This is a genomic window from Streptomyces sp. NBC_01515 (assembly GCF_045040345.1).
Classification (GTDB): domain Bacteria; phylum Actinomycetota; class Actinomycetes; order Streptomycetales; family Streptomycetaceae; genus Streptomyces.
Map to the genome: position 1 here is coordinate 11,270,324 of NZ_CP109416.1, position 14,249 is coordinate 11,284,572.

Genomic DNA, 14,249 nt, shown 5'->3' on the forward strand with positions numbered 1-14,249 from the left:
CCTCCATCGAGGGACCCGCTGACGCACCGCTGATCACGGGGGAGAAGCCGTACGTCGTCGATCCCTGACCCTTCCTGGGCCCGGGCCGGGGGAGTCCCACCAGTCCCGATGACCTGCTTGGCCGGTTCTCGGTGTCGCCGCCGCAAGCACTTTCACGGGCGTTGTTCAGGGCTGCATCTGCGTTGCCAGCCAGTTCACGAATCGCGGCACCATGTCATCGAGCGCGGCATTGAGCAGGACGTTGAGTGGTGGCGCGCCGGATGGTGGCTGTTGGGTGTCGGGGCTCTTGTAGAGGTGCCACTGCAGGTAGTAGTCGGCGAATTCCTCGACGGATGGGCGCAGTCGTGCGATGACAGCGGCTCTGTTGGTCAGCGTCCGGTTGACGACGACGCCGCCGTAGGCTTCGGCGAAGTCCTGGATTCGCCGTGCCCTGGCCGCGCCCAGGGAGCCGTTGGTGATGCGGAAGTACTGCAGCAGCACGCTGGAGAGGGACCCGGTCAGTTGGAGCGGCCGCATCAGCTGGGCCGACGGTGACGCCGCGAGGCCGGCCCTGATCGCGAAGCCGTCGATATCGCCGGACAGGTCGGCATCGCCTGCGTACCGGCTGAAGAAAGCAGCGAAGGCTCCGTAGTTCGGTCGCACCATGAAGGCGTCCCAGGCCCATTCCGCCGCCGCTGAGCCGACGTCGCCGGCCCAGGTCGCCCATTCTTCATTTGCGAGGTTCGTCCGCAGGCCGATCGGCCCCTTGGTGAACAGCACGTCCTCCGGAGCGAGCATGGCGTCCATGCCGGTGAGGATGTGGCCGATGTCGATTCCCTCCACCTCCTGGCTGTGCTTGAGTGCGGCCATCAGCCGGGGATGCAGGGCGGCGGTCGGGTCGGTGCCAGGACTCCACGGATGTCCGGTGATCACCCTGTCCCAGACCCAGTTCCGGGACCGGCTCCACGCGGCCGAACCGTAGTAGATCTGCCGCAGCACGGACAGTGCCGTGCGGGCGTCGCCCGCCGACGTGAGACCGAGCCGCGCCTCGAGGCAGCGCACGAGGAAGAGGTATTCGTCGATGGTGTGGGCGCGCTCCATGGTGTCGCACGAATCCTGCCCGGTTGGCGGTACAGAGGAGAACGTCACGCGCGCGGACCGGTTGCGGGCGCGCCCTTCCTCGGTCAGGTTCGTGTCGATGAAATCGGTCGTGCTACTGCTGCCGCTGAATAGGACCTTGGCGCTCACCGCGGCCGGCATGGCGGCGATGGCGGCCCGCGCACGTTCCTGACGCAGTCCCAGGTTTTCGGTGTCGTCGCCGACGCAGTCGGTGAATCCGGTCACCGCGACCCGGGCGAAGGGGTCGCCTGCCATCAACGACATCGCGAGCTGCCAGGCATCGATGCCGGCCACGCCCTTCGGTAAGACGCTGCTGTTGACGGCGAAGTCCACGACGTCGAGCTGGTTCTTCGCCGGATGGAATTCCACCTTGACCGGCAGGATCCCCGCCAGGCTGCGGGACCTGGCCGCTTCACCGGCCGGACGGGGCCGGCAGAGCTGTTCCTTGGCGGCCGGCACGTCGGCTGCCCGATGCGCCGATCGCGATGGCGCCGGGTCGGCCTGCGCCGTGGCGTCGCCGGCCACCAGCTCGGCTGCGACGTAGCCGGTGAGCCCCGTCGCGCCGACCGAACTGTTCCCGCTGTCGCCAAGCGCCGTGCCCGACTCCACCCGCACTTTCAGCCACCTGCCGGTGCGGCCCTCCACCACCAGGCGCGCGTTGTGCTCGAGCGTCGCGACCGCGTTGTCGACAAGGCCGTCAGGCGACGGCTCGCCGGGCGAGGAGCGCAATGCGACAGCGTCGGCCAGGACACCGGCGAAGTACGGGTAGAACCGGAGGTAGGGATCGCCGGTGGCGTCGCTGCTCGACTGCGCGGACAGCCCTTCTTCGGTGCCGCTGATGCTCCAGAGCGGGATAGTCCGCCTCGTGCCTCCCGCGTCCCGCAGAGGCGGGAGGGTTTTTGGTTCGGTCACAGTCTGGGTCTTTGGAGCGGTAGCGCGGGGTTCCTGGAGAGGTTCTGGGCTCATGTTCACCGCCGCCTGGAAGGGAGTCCGCCGTCCGCACAGTCTGCCGGGCCGCCCGTCACTGTCATGTCACCGATGAGGTGCGATGGGCATGAGCAGCGCACGACGGTTGTACCTGGCCAGCTGCCGCACTGTCGCCGCTTCGGAGTTCGACCAAGCGCTGATGACCGGCTCCTGGCGGCGCCTGGTGTTCGCCTGCCCGCGCATCGAGCAGGGGAGCGTGGAGAAGGCGGCGTAGTCGTTGTGCGTGCTGGAGCACCTGCACTGTGTCTGCGACGGCTGGACGTGTTCGCCCGGACCGAGGACCGGTGGGGCGATCCGCAGGTCAAGCTACCGAACGGCGACACCTGGGGGAACCGTCCTTCTGCCCCGCGCCGAGGAGTCGCGGTACGCAAACGCAGCGAGTCGTCACCTGTTCGCCAGGCATGTGAGGGTGGGCAGCACAACGAGAGCCCGGCGACCCATGGCGGTCTTCAACCTGCCGGTACCGCTGGGAGTTGGTCTCCGGAACACCTCTGCGTCCGCGGGGGTGAGCCGCAAGTGTGGTTGGGCGCGACCACTGACGACGAGTGGTCCCCGCCGATGCGGGGAGCAGAGGCTCCGTGCCTCGGGTGCCGCGGGCGGATGGGGGCCAACCCCGCACCCGCAGGGGATGGTCCCAGCCGCGGCGACGACTACAACTTCGGCGACCTGCGCTCCCTGCACCTGTGGGGATGGTCTCCAGAACCTGGCGGTGCGCCTGTTCAAGGAAGCGCGCTCCCCGGCCGGATGCACCGAGGCTTTTCCAACCTCAGGCTGACGTGGCCGGGTGGAGGGGGCGAGGACCTGGCGAGAGTAGCGGGAGTAGTGGTGACGTAGGACCGGTTGCAACCCAAGTGCGGCGATCCACAGGGGCACCCGATCTTCATCCAGGGCACGTTGCTACCCCTCCGAGGGGCAACGAGGTCCACGGCGGGTCGTGCGGAGCAGCACGCCTCCCGCACCGGGCAAAAGCCCGAGGCTCTCGGGGAGGCGTGCGTACTCCTCGGGGTGGGGCTCAGCCCACCGCGTTCGCCCGCTCGGCCGCGCTCAGCGACGAGAGGGGTTCGGCGACAGACTTGGCGTGGACCGGGTTTGCGTGGGTGGCCGCAACGGGGTTTGCGTGAGTGGCCGGGACCGGGTTCGCGTGGGTGGCGGCAACCGGGTTTGCGTGGGTGGCGGCAACTGGGTCCGCCTGGGTGGCCGGGACCGGGTTCGCGTGGGTGGCCGGGGTCGCGGCGCTGGCGACGCTGACCATCCCCGCGGCGGCCAGAACGGTTCCGGCGGCCACGCTGAACATAGCGCGGCGGTTATGCGAGAACTTGCGGTGCTTCGACAACGGTGTGCCTCTTCCTCGGATCGCCGGACTCTCACCTGTGCGTGGAAGCCCTTTCGGGAGAGAGGTACGGAGTCGGGCGGTGGTCAGGTTGCACGGTGCGGCGGGAAAATTCTCCTGCCCGCACCGTGCAACCCCAGAGGGCCACTCCCCGTATGTATGACAGATGGAGTGGTGTGTGTCGGCGGCGGTTGAACGCGGACCCACTCTGGTCGGTTGAATCGTGACCCGTGTGGCTTGTGGTTGGTGGTGTTCAGTCGGTTTCTGTTGTGGCGGTGGGGACGCGTCCGAGTTGCCGTCCGCGCATCCGGTAGGAATCGCCTTTGAGGGAATGGACCTCGGCGTGGTGGACGAGGCGGTCGATCATGGCGGCGGCCACGGTCTCGTCGCCGAAGACCTCTCCCCAGCGTCCGAAGGGCTTGTTGCTCGTGACGATCACGGACGCGCGTTCGTATCGGTTCGAGATGAGCTGGAAGAACAGGTTCGCGGCCTCGGATTCGAAGGGGATGTAGCCGACCTCGTCGACGACGATCAGCGGATAGCGGGACAGTTTGGTGAGCTCGGCCTGGAGGTGTCCGGCGTGGTGGGCGGCGGCCAGGCGGTCGACCCATTCGGCGGCGGTGGCGAACGCGACCCGGTGGCCGGCCTGGCAGGCGCGGACCGCGAGTCCGATCGCCAGGTGTGTCTTCCCGGTCCCGGGCGGTCCCAGAAAAACGGCGTTCTCCTTGCCGGTGATGAAGTCCAACGTGCCCAGATGCGCGAGCTGTTGGCGCGTTATGCCGCGCAGATGGGTGACGTCGAGTTCCTCGATCGTCTTGATCGCGGGGAAACGGGCGCCGCGGATGCGGGCCTCGCCGCCGTGGCTCTCACGGGCGGCGACTTCGCGCTGCAGGCAGGCGACCAGGAACTCGGCGTGGGTCCAGGATTCGGTGCGGGCCCGCTCGGCGAGGCGCTCGGCGGCGTCCAGCAGGGCCGGGGCCTTCATCGCGCGGGAGTAGAAGGCCAGGTCGGACGCGGTCTGCTCGCCGGTCCGGCCGCTGCCCGTCTTCGTAGTGACCGGTTTGATGGCGGTGCGGGCCATTCAGGACACCCCGTCCCCGGTCTCGTCGCGGCCGGCGTCGCCCTCGATGAGGGTGAACACCCGGTCGTAGTCGGTCAGTTCGCGTTGCTCGACGTCGACCAGGCGGTCGGCGGCGGCCGTGGCGCGGAGTCGGGCCGCCTGGGCCGCGGTGTGGTGGCGGTACTCACCGCGCAGGGCAGCGGCGGTGCGGGCGTGATCGGGATCGGTGATGGTCTGGTGCTTGGCCCAGCAGCGGGCATGGCGGGCCACGACGGCCCCGCCGGGAGTGAGGATGGCGATGACCTCCTCGATGCTGGTGGTGACCTGGACTTTCTTGCCGATCGCCAGGGGGTGCACGGAGTAGTCGCAGGTGTCGACGCGGATGTAGTGGTCGCGTCCGATGCGGGTGAAGAAGCGCGACCAGCGGGGCGGATCGACGGGCGGGAGGGCGAGCATGCCGGCCCGGTCGGCCTCCCACCGCTCGATGGGACGGGTGTCCAGGGTGCGGTGGATGCGCCGGTTGGCGACGTGCAGCCACTGTTCGAGCTGGGTGTTGAAGTCGCCGGGTCCGCTGAAGGTGCGGCCGGGCAGAAAGCTCGTCTCGAGGTAGCCATTGGCCCTCTCGACCAGCCCCTTCGCTTCTGGATCACGGGGCCGGCAGAGGAAGATCTTGACCGCGAGGAGTCCGGCGAAGGCGGCGAAGTCGACGGTGACCCTGCCCTGGCCGATACCGGCCTCGTTGTCCCAGACCAGCATTTTCGGCACCGCATTCCAGCCGGTCAGCAGCTGCCAGTGACCGTCGATCAGATCGCCTGTCATCCGGCTCGGCAGCATCCGTGCAGCGATGATCCTCGAGTAGCCCGAGACCATCACCAGCACCGGTGGCCGCCCGGACTGGCCATAGCCGAGCGGGATGTCCACCGGCGGGAACCACAGGTCGCACTGAGCCAGTTCGCCGGGCTGATACGTCGTGCGCGAGACCGGATCCACAGGGAGGTAGGCGGGCCGCAGCTCGCGGACGCGGTCCTTGAGAATCGTCATCCCGCGGTCCCAGCCGATCCGCTCCGCGATCACCGTCGCCGGCATCGTCGGGGTCTGTTTCAGCAGCTCACGGATCTGCGGTTCGACCGCGTCGACCGCCGAGCCCTTCAGCGGCCGGGAGTACACCGGCGGCCGGTCCGTGGCCAGCGCCCGTTTCACCGTGTTCTTCGAGATGCCCAGATGCCTTGCGATCGCCCTGATCGGCATCTCCTCGGCCCGGTGCAGCCTGCGGATCTCTGCCCAGTCCTCCACTTGGATCACCCTCTCCTCCCGATCTCCAATCAAGATCAGGTTGGTATGGATGCCACGAAGTGAGTCAGTTTTGATCCGCCGTCAGAGGGTCACCGTTCAGACGACGCCGACAGTGTGCAAGGGAGAGGCCGGCAAAGAGTGAGGGACACGGCCCGGGAACGAGAGTTCCGGGAGTTTGCCGAGGCGCGGCAGGCGCAGCTCCGACGCAGCGCCTACCTGCTCTGCGGTGACTGGCACCAGGCACAGGACCTGACCCAGACGACTTTGATGAAGTTGTACGCGGCCTGGGGACGGGTCAGCCGGGACGGCAATGCGGATGCCTACGCTCGTACCATCCTCACCCGCACCTTCATCGACCAGTGGCGCAAGAGAGGCTGGCGTGAGGAGCCGGTGAGCGAGCCACCCGATCTTCCCTCGGACGTGTCCGGCGCACCGGAGCTGCGATTGATGATGCAAGAAGCCCTGATGGAGCTGGCGCCCCGCTACCGGGCCGTGTTGGTCCTGCGATTCTGGGAGGACTGGTCCGTCGAGCAGACCGCGCACGCACTGCGGGTGAGTCCGGGAACGGTAAAGAGCCAGAGCGCCCGCGGGCTCGCCTGGCTGCGCGAGATCGTCGAAGGCCTTGACAGTGAAGGGACCAGGAGGTGAAACCGGCCATGAACGAGCACAACAACGACGCTCTGCACGCCGCCTTCCAGGCAGTCCTCAGCGCCGAGCCGGAGCCTGCGCTACCCAGCGTTATCGACGCGGCCGTCGTCGGCGGCTTCCGGATCCACCGCCGACGAGTTGCGCTCGCCACAGCCGGCGCACTGATCGTCGTGGCCTCCATGGCCGCCGTTGCCGTCAACCTGCCCTCGCTGGGCGGCGAACGGGCTCCGGTGCCCCTGGCCCCCGCCAGCACCGCCCACCCCACACCGCACACACCCGAACCCGCTCGCACGGCAGCAGAGCCCCTTCCCTCCGGAGACTGACAGTCGCGGGCGGGGTTGCGTCCATGGAGATGGTGTACGGGTTCGACCTGATCCGGGGGTTTGCTCCGGCATCGGGATGGTGCCCGCATAGATGAACGGCCACCGGCTGATCTTCGAAGTGTCGAAGCCTCGAAGGAGATCAGCACGATGACCGCACCCGACAGCCTGCCCCTGCACGCCCTCGCGGAAGACAACCGCACCTCGGCGAGTCCCGATCTGCTGCGCGCGATGGTCAAGACGTTCGCCGACGCCCTCATGTCCGCGGAGGCCGACGCCCTCTGCAACGCCGAATACGGGCAGGTCAGCGACGAACGCGTCAACCACCGCAACGGCTACCGCCCGCGCGAGTGGGACACCCGGGCCGGCACCGTCGAACTGGCCATTCCCAAGCTGCGCCAGGGCAGTTACTTCCCGCACTGGCTGCTGGAGCGACGCCGCCGGGCCGAACAGGCCCTCATCAGCGTGGTCGCCACCGCCTACCTGCTCGGTGTCTCCACCCGCCGGGTCGAGAAACTGGCGGAGTCCCTCGGCGTCACCCAGCTGTCGAAGTCCCAGGTCTCGGCGATGGCCAAGCACCTGGACGAGCAGGTCACCGCGTTCCGCAACCGGCCGCTCGACGCCGGGCCCTACGCGTTCGTCTGGGTCGACGCACTGACCCAGAAGGTCCGCGAGGGCGGCCGCATCATCAACGTCCACGCCCTCATCGCAGTCGGCGTGAACGCCGACGGCCACCGCGAGATCCTCGGCATCGACGTTGCCTCCAGCGAAGACGGCGCCGGCTGGCTGGCCTTCCTGCGCTCCCTGGTCGCCCGCGGCCTGTCCGGCGTCCAACTGGTCGTCTCCGACGCCCACGCCGGCCTGGTCAACGCGATCGGCGCCACCCTGCCCGGCGCGAGCTGGCAGCGCTGCCGCACCCACTACGCCCGCGCGTTGCTGAGCCAGGTCCCCAAGTCGGCCCAGCCGTGGGTGGCCACCCTGCTGCGGACCGTCTTCGAACAACCCGACACCGACGCCGTGAAGGCCCAGATGCGGCACGCCCTGAACGCACTGGAGGCCAAATTCCCCAAAGCAGCAGCCCACTTGGACACCGCCCAGCACGACCTCCTGGCGTTCACCGCGTTCCCGCGCGAGAGCTGGCGGCAGATCTGGTCCAACAACCCCCAGGAACGGCTCAACAAGGAGATCAGGCGTCGCACCGACGTGGTCGGCATCTTCCCCGACCGCACCGCCCTGGTCCGCCTGGTCGGCGCGCTCCTGGCCGAGCAGAACGACGAATGGACCGAAGCCCGCCGCTACATGGGACTCGACCTCCTCGCCAAAACCCGCCTCCACCCGATCGAGTCACAAACCGACGAGACCGTCGTCCCGACCGAACTCACCGCATAGCCTCAAAACGAGATCACCGAGTGGCCGTCAATACACCACCTCGGCGGACGTGACCCCTCCGCCATCGGCGACACCTGTGCGCGGGGTCGGGCCCAGGCCCGGGCCCGCCCGTACACCCGGTCGTGCTCGACCTCGACGTGGTGCGGCCCGGAGATGGAGATCAGCCGCCGGGCGAGTTGTTGAGGCCGGCCGAGGTCGACGCGTTCGGTGGAGCGCTTCACCGGGCGACGCCTGCCGTCCTGGGACAGCAGGAACAGGCGGCGCACGTGGTAGAGCGCCCACGGCATGTCGAGCTCGCGCTCGAACGCCTCCAGGCATGCCCGGTCCCGCGGTTGGGCCGGGTCGAAGAGCTCCAGCAGGGTCTTGCGGCCGTACAGCTTCGCGTTCGGGTTGAGGCTCATCGCCGTGTACTCCAGGCGCAGCACCTCGCCGGCGATGTCCGGGTGGGAACGCAGGCGCTCCCTGTGGGCGGGCAGCGCGCCCATCGAGGTGGGTTAGCGGCAGAGAGTTTCCCTGTGAAGTCCTTCGTGTTGAGCTGCCGTTCGCCTGTGCCACTGGCCCAAGGTCCAGCTCCTCCCCTCCTGTCCACCATCGCGCAGAGCTAGTCGAGAAGCCGAAGACGCTGTCTGCAGCTGGCGAAGGCGGAGTAAGCGACTACTTCAACGATGCAGTTGCACACTATTGCCGCGAGCCGAGGGCAGTGCTAACGAATGCGGCGGTTGGCCGACCGAAGCCGCCACACGGTTGGGACACGTGAAGAGGTTTGCCTCTCGTCGCTTTCGACGTTTTTGGTCCCACCGATTGCATGAACGCGTCCGCAAAGAGTGCGGAACCCCACACGGGTTCTCGGATGCCCAAACCTGCGATCAGGCAGTGGAATCATGCAAATCGGAACCCATTGCTCCCATTCTTCTTTATTCGCCCTTTGGGTGAATGTCATTGATTGTTTAAGTAAGTGATCTTTACGATCCTTCGACTCGGACATGATCCCCATCTGGGGTGAAGTCCACAAATTCATAGGGGGGTTCGCATATGTTGCAAGCCAGATGCACTCGGCTCAGACCTCTGACGCTCGCCGTGGTGCTCTTTTCGGTACTCGCGTGGCTCGGCTTGGGGGGCCTGACGCACGCGGGTGCCACCACCGCCTCCAGCGGTGACTTCTTTCCTGTCGCCCCTTCCGCCAAGATCGTCGACACCCGCTCGGCCCTTGGTGTCAGCGCCGCGCTCGGCGCGACGTCCACCAGCTCTTTCCAAGTACTCGGCCAGGGCGGCGTACCGTCCTCCGGAGTATCGGCCGTTTCGCTGGACATCACCGCGTCGAACGCCACGTCTGCAGGCAGCTACCTGCAGATGTGGCCCGACGGAACCACCAAGCCCTACCCGGGGTCCGTCATCAACTTCTCCAGCGGCGCTGACACGAGCAACTCAGCGATCGTCGCGGTCGGTTCGGACGGGAAGATCGACGTCTACAACTCCAGTGGAACCGTCGATGTGATCGTCAGTGTCAACGGGTACTTCACCTCCGCCGCCGGCGCCACTTCTCCGGGCGGATACGTTCCGGTCGACGCGTCACGGATCGTCGACACCCGCGATGGGACCGGGGCACCGCAGGCGAAGATCGCACCTGGCGGGACGCTGAACGTCCAGGTCGACGGCGTGGACGGCGTCACCGACGAGGCGTCCATCTACGCCAACATCACCGTCCCGTCCCCCGGCGACGCCGGTACCCTGTACGCGTATGCCACCGGTGGCCCGACGGGCCAGCCGGTCGTCAACTACAAGAGCGTGACCACCTCGCAGGGCGCGGTCGTCCCGGTGGGCACCGGCGGTCAGATCACCCTGAAGAACGGATCCTCCACGCAGTCGGTCAACGTCATCCTCGACATCTACGGCTACTTCACCGAAGCCCCCTCGGGCGGTGGCGTGTTCACCGCGGTCCAGGACCGTCTGCTCGACACTCGGACTTCCACCGCCATCGCAGCCCACAGCACCGTCAGTGTCGCCGCCGGCGGCAACGACGGCATCCCGACCAGCTTCGGCGCCGCAGTCCTCAACCTGACCGCGACCAGCCAGGACACCTCCGGTTACCTGCAGGTCTGGGGAACCGGCCCCACCACCCCGCCCGGCCTGTCGGTGGACAACTTCCAGGCGAGCACCACCACTGCTGACCAAGTGATCGTGCAGCCAGGCACTCAGGGCGCGGTCAGCATCAACAACGACAGCGCCGGCACCATCCAGCTCATCGTCGATCTGCAGGGCTGGTTCTCCTCCGACCAGGATGTGGCGACACCCGACCCTACCGACACGGCCCCCGACCCCACGGCCAGCGACCCGGGCCCCAAACCGAGCGGGGCCGTCACCGTCACTCCGGGACCCACAGTGAGCGACACCACGACCGCGACCAGCAGTTCCGCTCCTACAGTCACCGGGGCCCCACCGTAGGGGGGAAGTTCACCAATGGCAGCGGCGTCGCGCAGCAGAACCTGAGCGTCTCGGTCACGGCGATCGACGGCGTCCCGGACGACGGAAGCGAAATCCAGGAGCCCGTCGTCGGTACCACGACGACCGGCGCGGACGGCACCTGGTCGCTCACCCTCCCCGACCCGCTCGCCAGCGCCCTGCAGACCCTGGCCGACGCCAACGGCGGAGTGCTCAACCTCGCGGCCACAGCCGCCGGTTCGGCGAGTGACGGCACCTTCATCACCGGTACGGACTTCCTGAGCGCCGGTGTCGCACACGGTTCCGACTCCACCACGGCCTCGGCCGAGGTGCGGGCGGAAGCGACCTCACACACGACCGCGATGTATGCCGACACGGTCACCACCGACGTGGACAACGTGCCCACCGACGCACAGGTCGCGGCGAGCGCGGCGCAGCGCGTCGAGGACGACGCCAGCAACATCACGCAGGACAATACGGACCTCCCCACCTGGCAGTCCGCGACGGGCGGCATATCAACCATGAGCGCCGACACCGTCAACGGGACCGACTACAGCTCAGCGACGGTCACTCCTGACACCTGCCACAACAACGCCACGACGCTCCATCAAGTGATCCACTACACCACGGTCGGCGAGGCGCACGCCTACTACGACGCGAAGGCGACCTTCGACTACACCGACACTTTGTCAAGCAGCATCAGCCTTGCGGTGAGCGTCAATCAGAGCAAGTGGACACTCAGTGGCGAGTCGACACAGACCAGCTCCATGGGCCACTCCACTGGCTTCTCGGGCAAGGGACCGTACTTCGCCAAGCGGTGGCGGGTCCCCATCCTCTACAAGTACCAGCGGGTGCACACAGTCTGTGCTCGCGAGAACACCCACACCTGGTACCGGATCCTTCCCGCCGGCTACAAGATCCCCGCAGGCGGAGCCGTCGGATCGTACGGAAAGGACGTCAGGAGCAAGGACGGGCTGTCCAAATACATGAGCTCCAAGTCCAGCTGGCGTGGCATCGTCACCCGAGGAAGCTACTTCGGCTTGGTCAGCGGCAGCACTGACAACGAATCAGGCGGCGTGGCCGTCTGGGGTGTCGGGCTCAAGGTGTCGACCTTGTACGACTCGAAACACATCCAGAAGATCGAGGCTGGCAACAGCCACCTCGAGCACGATATCTGGGGCGCACGCGGACCACTCGACGGGAATCCCGGTGTCTTCTATTCGTACTAGAACGTCCGCGGTGATCGCAGTGGCGATGCTCTCGCTGGGGGCGTGCACGAATTCCCAGAACGCTATCCAAGCGGGTAGGGCACTGCGTGCAGTAGGTCCTCAAAGCGTGGGAGTGCTGGGAATACCTCATGCTCAGATCGGCAAGACATATCGGTTCGCGTTCCCGCCGTTCGTGAACGGTACAGACACAACACTGGTAGTCGAAGGCGTGAAACTCACTCAAGTTCCCCAGGGTGCAAAAGTGCTCGCTTATCCGGTTTACTCGGTCAATGACACCGACGGATACATCCTGGATAGCCAGGATGCACTCAAGGACCCGCGAGACATGACCAAGATGCCCAACTATGCGGGCAATCCCATCACGGTCAAACCGCACAAGAGAAGCGACTTCTACGCAATGGCCGAGGTCCATGTGACCGGCCGGATCCAACACCACCTGGGAGAGTGCCAGATCACCTACTCGCAGAAAGGCAAGAAATACCGGCAGACCCTGCGCTGCGACTTCGCACTCGACATGAAGTGACCACCGAACACGTCATCTATTGATGGGAAACTCGGACGGTCCCGCGAGGTCGGGTACATCACCGCAGGAGCAGCGCCTTGAAAGCTGGAACCCCAAGGATTTCCCTTCAATAGCACCTCCGCCGATGCTGCGCCGCGGAACTCTCCATCTGGAGGCAACCGCGGCGCAGCCTCACGCAGGTGCTGGCCGACACGCCCAGCGCCTGGTACAGCGGGACCGGGTTTCGCGGCACGAACTCGCTCCCCGGCTTCGTCGCCCACGCGTACAGGTTCATCAGCGCGGCCAGTTCACGATTCCACTTGTTCCCGCCCGCCCGCACCAGGTTGTCCGCCGATGTCCGTCGCCAGAAATCGAAGTCGTCCACATCCGACTCCACTGCCTGAGTCCAGACCTTCCCCCGCAGCCAAAGGAAGTTGAGAAACAGGCCGTCGTCCGTGATGTAGTTCCGCTTCGTCCCCGCTCGTGTATCCCGGGAACGGGCTACTGCGCGTATACAGGCTGGGGAGCTCGGCGGCGGGGTAGTCCGATGCCAGCAGAATTGGATCACCGGGCCGGACCCCGGTCGACTCTTCTCGCTCCGCCGAATCGGCCACCCCGCCAGGATGGGTACGCGAGGAGCCACGATCGGCGCCGCCTTGTGGGCACAGAACACACGCCACTTGCTCATCACGACGCCTGTCAGATCGGCTTCAACCCGCCGATTCAATAGGGATCGCCGGGCAGTACGACTTCGGCCAGTGCACACCGAACCGCTTCAGCAGGTAGGTCTCGCACTGCAGCCGGTGCCAGCCCCAGTCGATGGAGGGCCCGGAGTTCAGGCGAACTGAAGTCTCTTCACAGCGAATTGCGGACGGTGGTGGGGCTTGGCGGGGGATAGGTGGGGAAGTTCGTCGGTCACTCCGGCCTGCAGTGGTGGGTGGAAGTGCAGGGCTTCGGCGTAGTCGGCGGGCGTCCGTTCTGTAATCACTTGAGATAAAGAGGGGGAGAGTAGGCGGTTTCTGCTCACGTCTGTTGCGCCCGGAAGTCCTTGCGTTTTCCCCGCACCGTCGGGTGGAGCGAGCCGGCTGCGCTAGGAGATGATCCCGTGCGTGGCTGAAGAGGCAGGTACAGATGCGAATGACGCTTGTGCATGGTCTGAGCGACTGGGTTGGGCGTTCGGGCTCATCGCGGAGGATCCGGCTGTGCGAGGTGCAGCGCTCGTCCATCTGGCCGAGGCCCAGAGGAAGGTCATGGACGCGCTCGACCGGTCCAACGAGATGTGGCTGCTGACGCGGCCCTTGGGAGCGGACGAGCAGTACCGGGAGCCGGCCTTTCGACAAGCACTCCAGAGGCATTGGCAAGCTCAGAGGCGTCGCTGCCTGACGGGGTGTGGAATGGCCCTGTGGGCGGGGATCTGGCGACGTGGCCGGGGCTGCCCTACGCGTTGCTCTTCCTGGAGTGGGAGGCGAGGTACCCGCTGGAGTGGACGCAGCATGCGAAGGCGTGGGGTACGAAGGAGACCCTGATCCGTAAGGTGGCCCGTGTTCCCCAGGAGGAGGCGATCAAGGCGAAGCTCACCGACCTGGTCGAGCTCGTCGTCCACCGGGCGTATCGCTGCAAGGATCGCGAATACGTGCGGGTGGCCCGGGCTGTCGACAGCGCTGACCTACGGGGCAGGCTCGATCGGGCAGCCGCTTCGGACAGTCCGTGGGCCCGGTGCCACGCCGGGTATGTGCTCTGGCTCATTGACCGCCCTGACATACCGAACACCCGTCGTGTCTGGCAGACCTGGGTGGCAGGCGAGGCTGCGTCGTTGCTGTGACCGGGGGCGAATGCAGGGAAGGTTGGTTCACGCGATCATGGAGTGCTCTACGCCCCGTGACCTGCCTGGAAGACCGTGCCTGCCGACGCATCACCCCTGATTCTGCCTGCCCTTGACCGGCTCCGCGAGCAG

The 14,249-nt window shown here is 66.7% G+C and carries 14 protein-coding genes; 8 read left to right on the plus strand and 6 right to left on the minus strand.

Annotated elements, in window-relative coordinates; all coding sequences use genetic code 11:
* Window positions 1-165: 165 nt before the first annotated feature.
* The gene (locus tag OG407_RS49870) at window positions 166-2,010 is read right to left on the minus strand and encodes an OmpA family protein (RefSeq protein WP_405868165.1); all 1,845 of its coding nucleotides are present in this window, start codon (window positions 2,008-2,010) and stop codon (window positions 166-168) included.
* 142 nt (window positions 2,011-2,152) lie between these two features.
* Here OG407_RS49870 and OG407_RS49875 point away from each other — a divergent pair, with 142 nt between their 5' ends.
* Window positions 2,153-2,299 (plus strand): hypothetical protein, encoded by a 147-nt coding sequence (locus tag OG407_RS49875; RefSeq protein WP_405868167.1) that lies wholly within the window; start codon window positions 2,153-2,155, stop codon window positions 2,297-2,299.
* A 798-nt stretch (window positions 2,300-3,097) separates the two neighbouring features.
* Here OG407_RS49875 and OG407_RS49880 read toward each other — a convergent pair.
* The 3 genes from OG407_RS49880 to istA all read right to left on the minus strand — a co-directional run bounded on the left by OG407_RS49880 (window position 3,098) and on the right by istA (window position 5,777).
* Complete coding sequence (locus tag OG407_RS49880; RefSeq protein WP_405868169.1) at window positions 3,098-3,379, minus strand: hypothetical protein; 282 nt, start codon at window positions 3,377-3,379, stop codon at window positions 3,098-3,100.
* Window positions 3,380-3,668: 289 nt separating this feature from the next.
* Window positions 3,669-4,496, minus strand: a complete 828-nt coding sequence (istB, locus tag OG407_RS49885) for an IS21-like element helper ATPase IstB (RefSeq protein WP_405856855.1) — start codon at window positions 4,494-4,496, stop codon at window positions 3,669-3,671.
* Window positions 4,497-5,777, minus strand: a complete 1,281-nt coding sequence (gene istA / locus OG407_RS49890) for an IS21 family transposase (protein WP_405856857.1) — start codon at window positions 5,775-5,777, stop codon at window positions 4,497-4,499. It abuts the gene before it with no gap.
* 129 nt (window positions 5,778-5,906) lie between these two features.
* On the opposite strand from istA, the gene OG407_RS49895 reads away from it, so the two are divergent.
* The 3 genes from OG407_RS49895 to OG407_RS49905 all read left to right on the plus strand — a co-directional run bounded on the left by OG407_RS49895 (window position 5,907) and on the right by OG407_RS49905 (window position 8,125).
* Window positions 5,907-6,416, plus strand: coding sequence for a SigE family RNA polymerase sigma factor (locus tag OG407_RS49895; RefSeq protein WP_405868171.1), 510 nt, complete (start codon window positions 5,907-5,909; stop codon window positions 6,414-6,416).
* Between the two features lie 8 nt (window positions 6,417-6,424).
* Entirely contained in the window at window positions 6,425-6,739 is a 315-nt protein-coding gene (locus tag OG407_RS49900) for a hypothetical protein (protein WP_405868173.1), read from the plus strand.
* Window positions 6,740-6,886: 147 nt separating this feature from the next.
* Entirely contained in the window at window positions 6,887-8,125 is a 1,239-nt protein-coding gene (locus tag OG407_RS49905) for an IS256 family transposase (RefSeq protein ID WP_405868175.1), read from the plus strand.
* 2 nt (window positions 8,126-8,127) lie between these two features.
* On the opposite strand, the gene OG407_RS49910 is transcribed toward OG407_RS49905, so the two are convergent.
* Complete coding sequence (locus OG407_RS49910; RefSeq protein ID WP_405868177.1) at window positions 8,128-8,610, minus strand: hypothetical protein; 483 nt, start codon at window positions 8,608-8,610, stop codon at window positions 8,128-8,130.
* 595 nt (window positions 8,611-9,205) lie between these two features.
* On the opposite strand from OG407_RS49910, the gene OG407_RS49915 reads away from it, so the two are divergent.
* The 3 genes from OG407_RS49915 to OG407_RS49925 all read left to right on the plus strand — a co-directional run bounded on the left by OG407_RS49915 (window position 9,206) and on the right by OG407_RS49925 (window position 12,316).
* Complete coding sequence (locus tag OG407_RS49915; protein ID WP_405868179.1) at window positions 9,206-10,567, plus strand: hypothetical protein; 1,362 nt, start codon at window positions 9,206-9,208, stop codon at window positions 10,565-10,567.
* Window positions 10,568-10,773: 206 nt separating this feature from the next.
* Window positions 10,774-11,793 carry a hypothetical protein gene (locus OG407_RS49920; RefSeq protein WP_405868181.1) on the plus strand — a complete coding sequence of 340 codons (1,020 nt, stop codon included), beginning with the start codon at window positions 10,774-10,776 and terminating at the stop codon, window positions 11,791-11,793.
* A gap of 10 nt (window positions 11,794-11,803) precedes the next feature.
* Window positions 11,804-12,316: a hypothetical protein gene (locus tag OG407_RS49925; RefSeq protein WP_405868183.1), complete on the plus strand. Its 513-nt coding sequence runs from the start codon at window positions 11,804-11,806 to the stop codon at window positions 12,314-12,316.
* 106 nt (window positions 12,317-12,422) lie between these two features.
* Here the strand turns inward: OG407_RS49925 and OG407_RS49930 are convergent, their stop codons facing one another.
* The gene (locus OG407_RS49930; protein WP_405868185.1) at window positions 12,423-12,680 is read right to left on the minus strand and encodes a hypothetical protein; all 258 of its coding nucleotides are present in this window, start codon (window positions 12,678-12,680) and stop codon (window positions 12,423-12,425) included.
* Between the two features lie 1,017 nt (window positions 12,681-13,697).
* Here OG407_RS49930 and OG407_RS49935 point away from each other — a divergent pair.
* Window positions 13,698-14,117 carry a hypothetical protein gene (locus OG407_RS49935; protein ID WP_405868187.1) on the plus strand — a complete coding sequence of 140 codons (420 nt, stop codon included), beginning with the start codon at window positions 13,698-13,700 and terminating at the stop codon, window positions 14,115-14,117.
* Window positions 14,118-14,249: the final 132 nt, after the last annotated feature.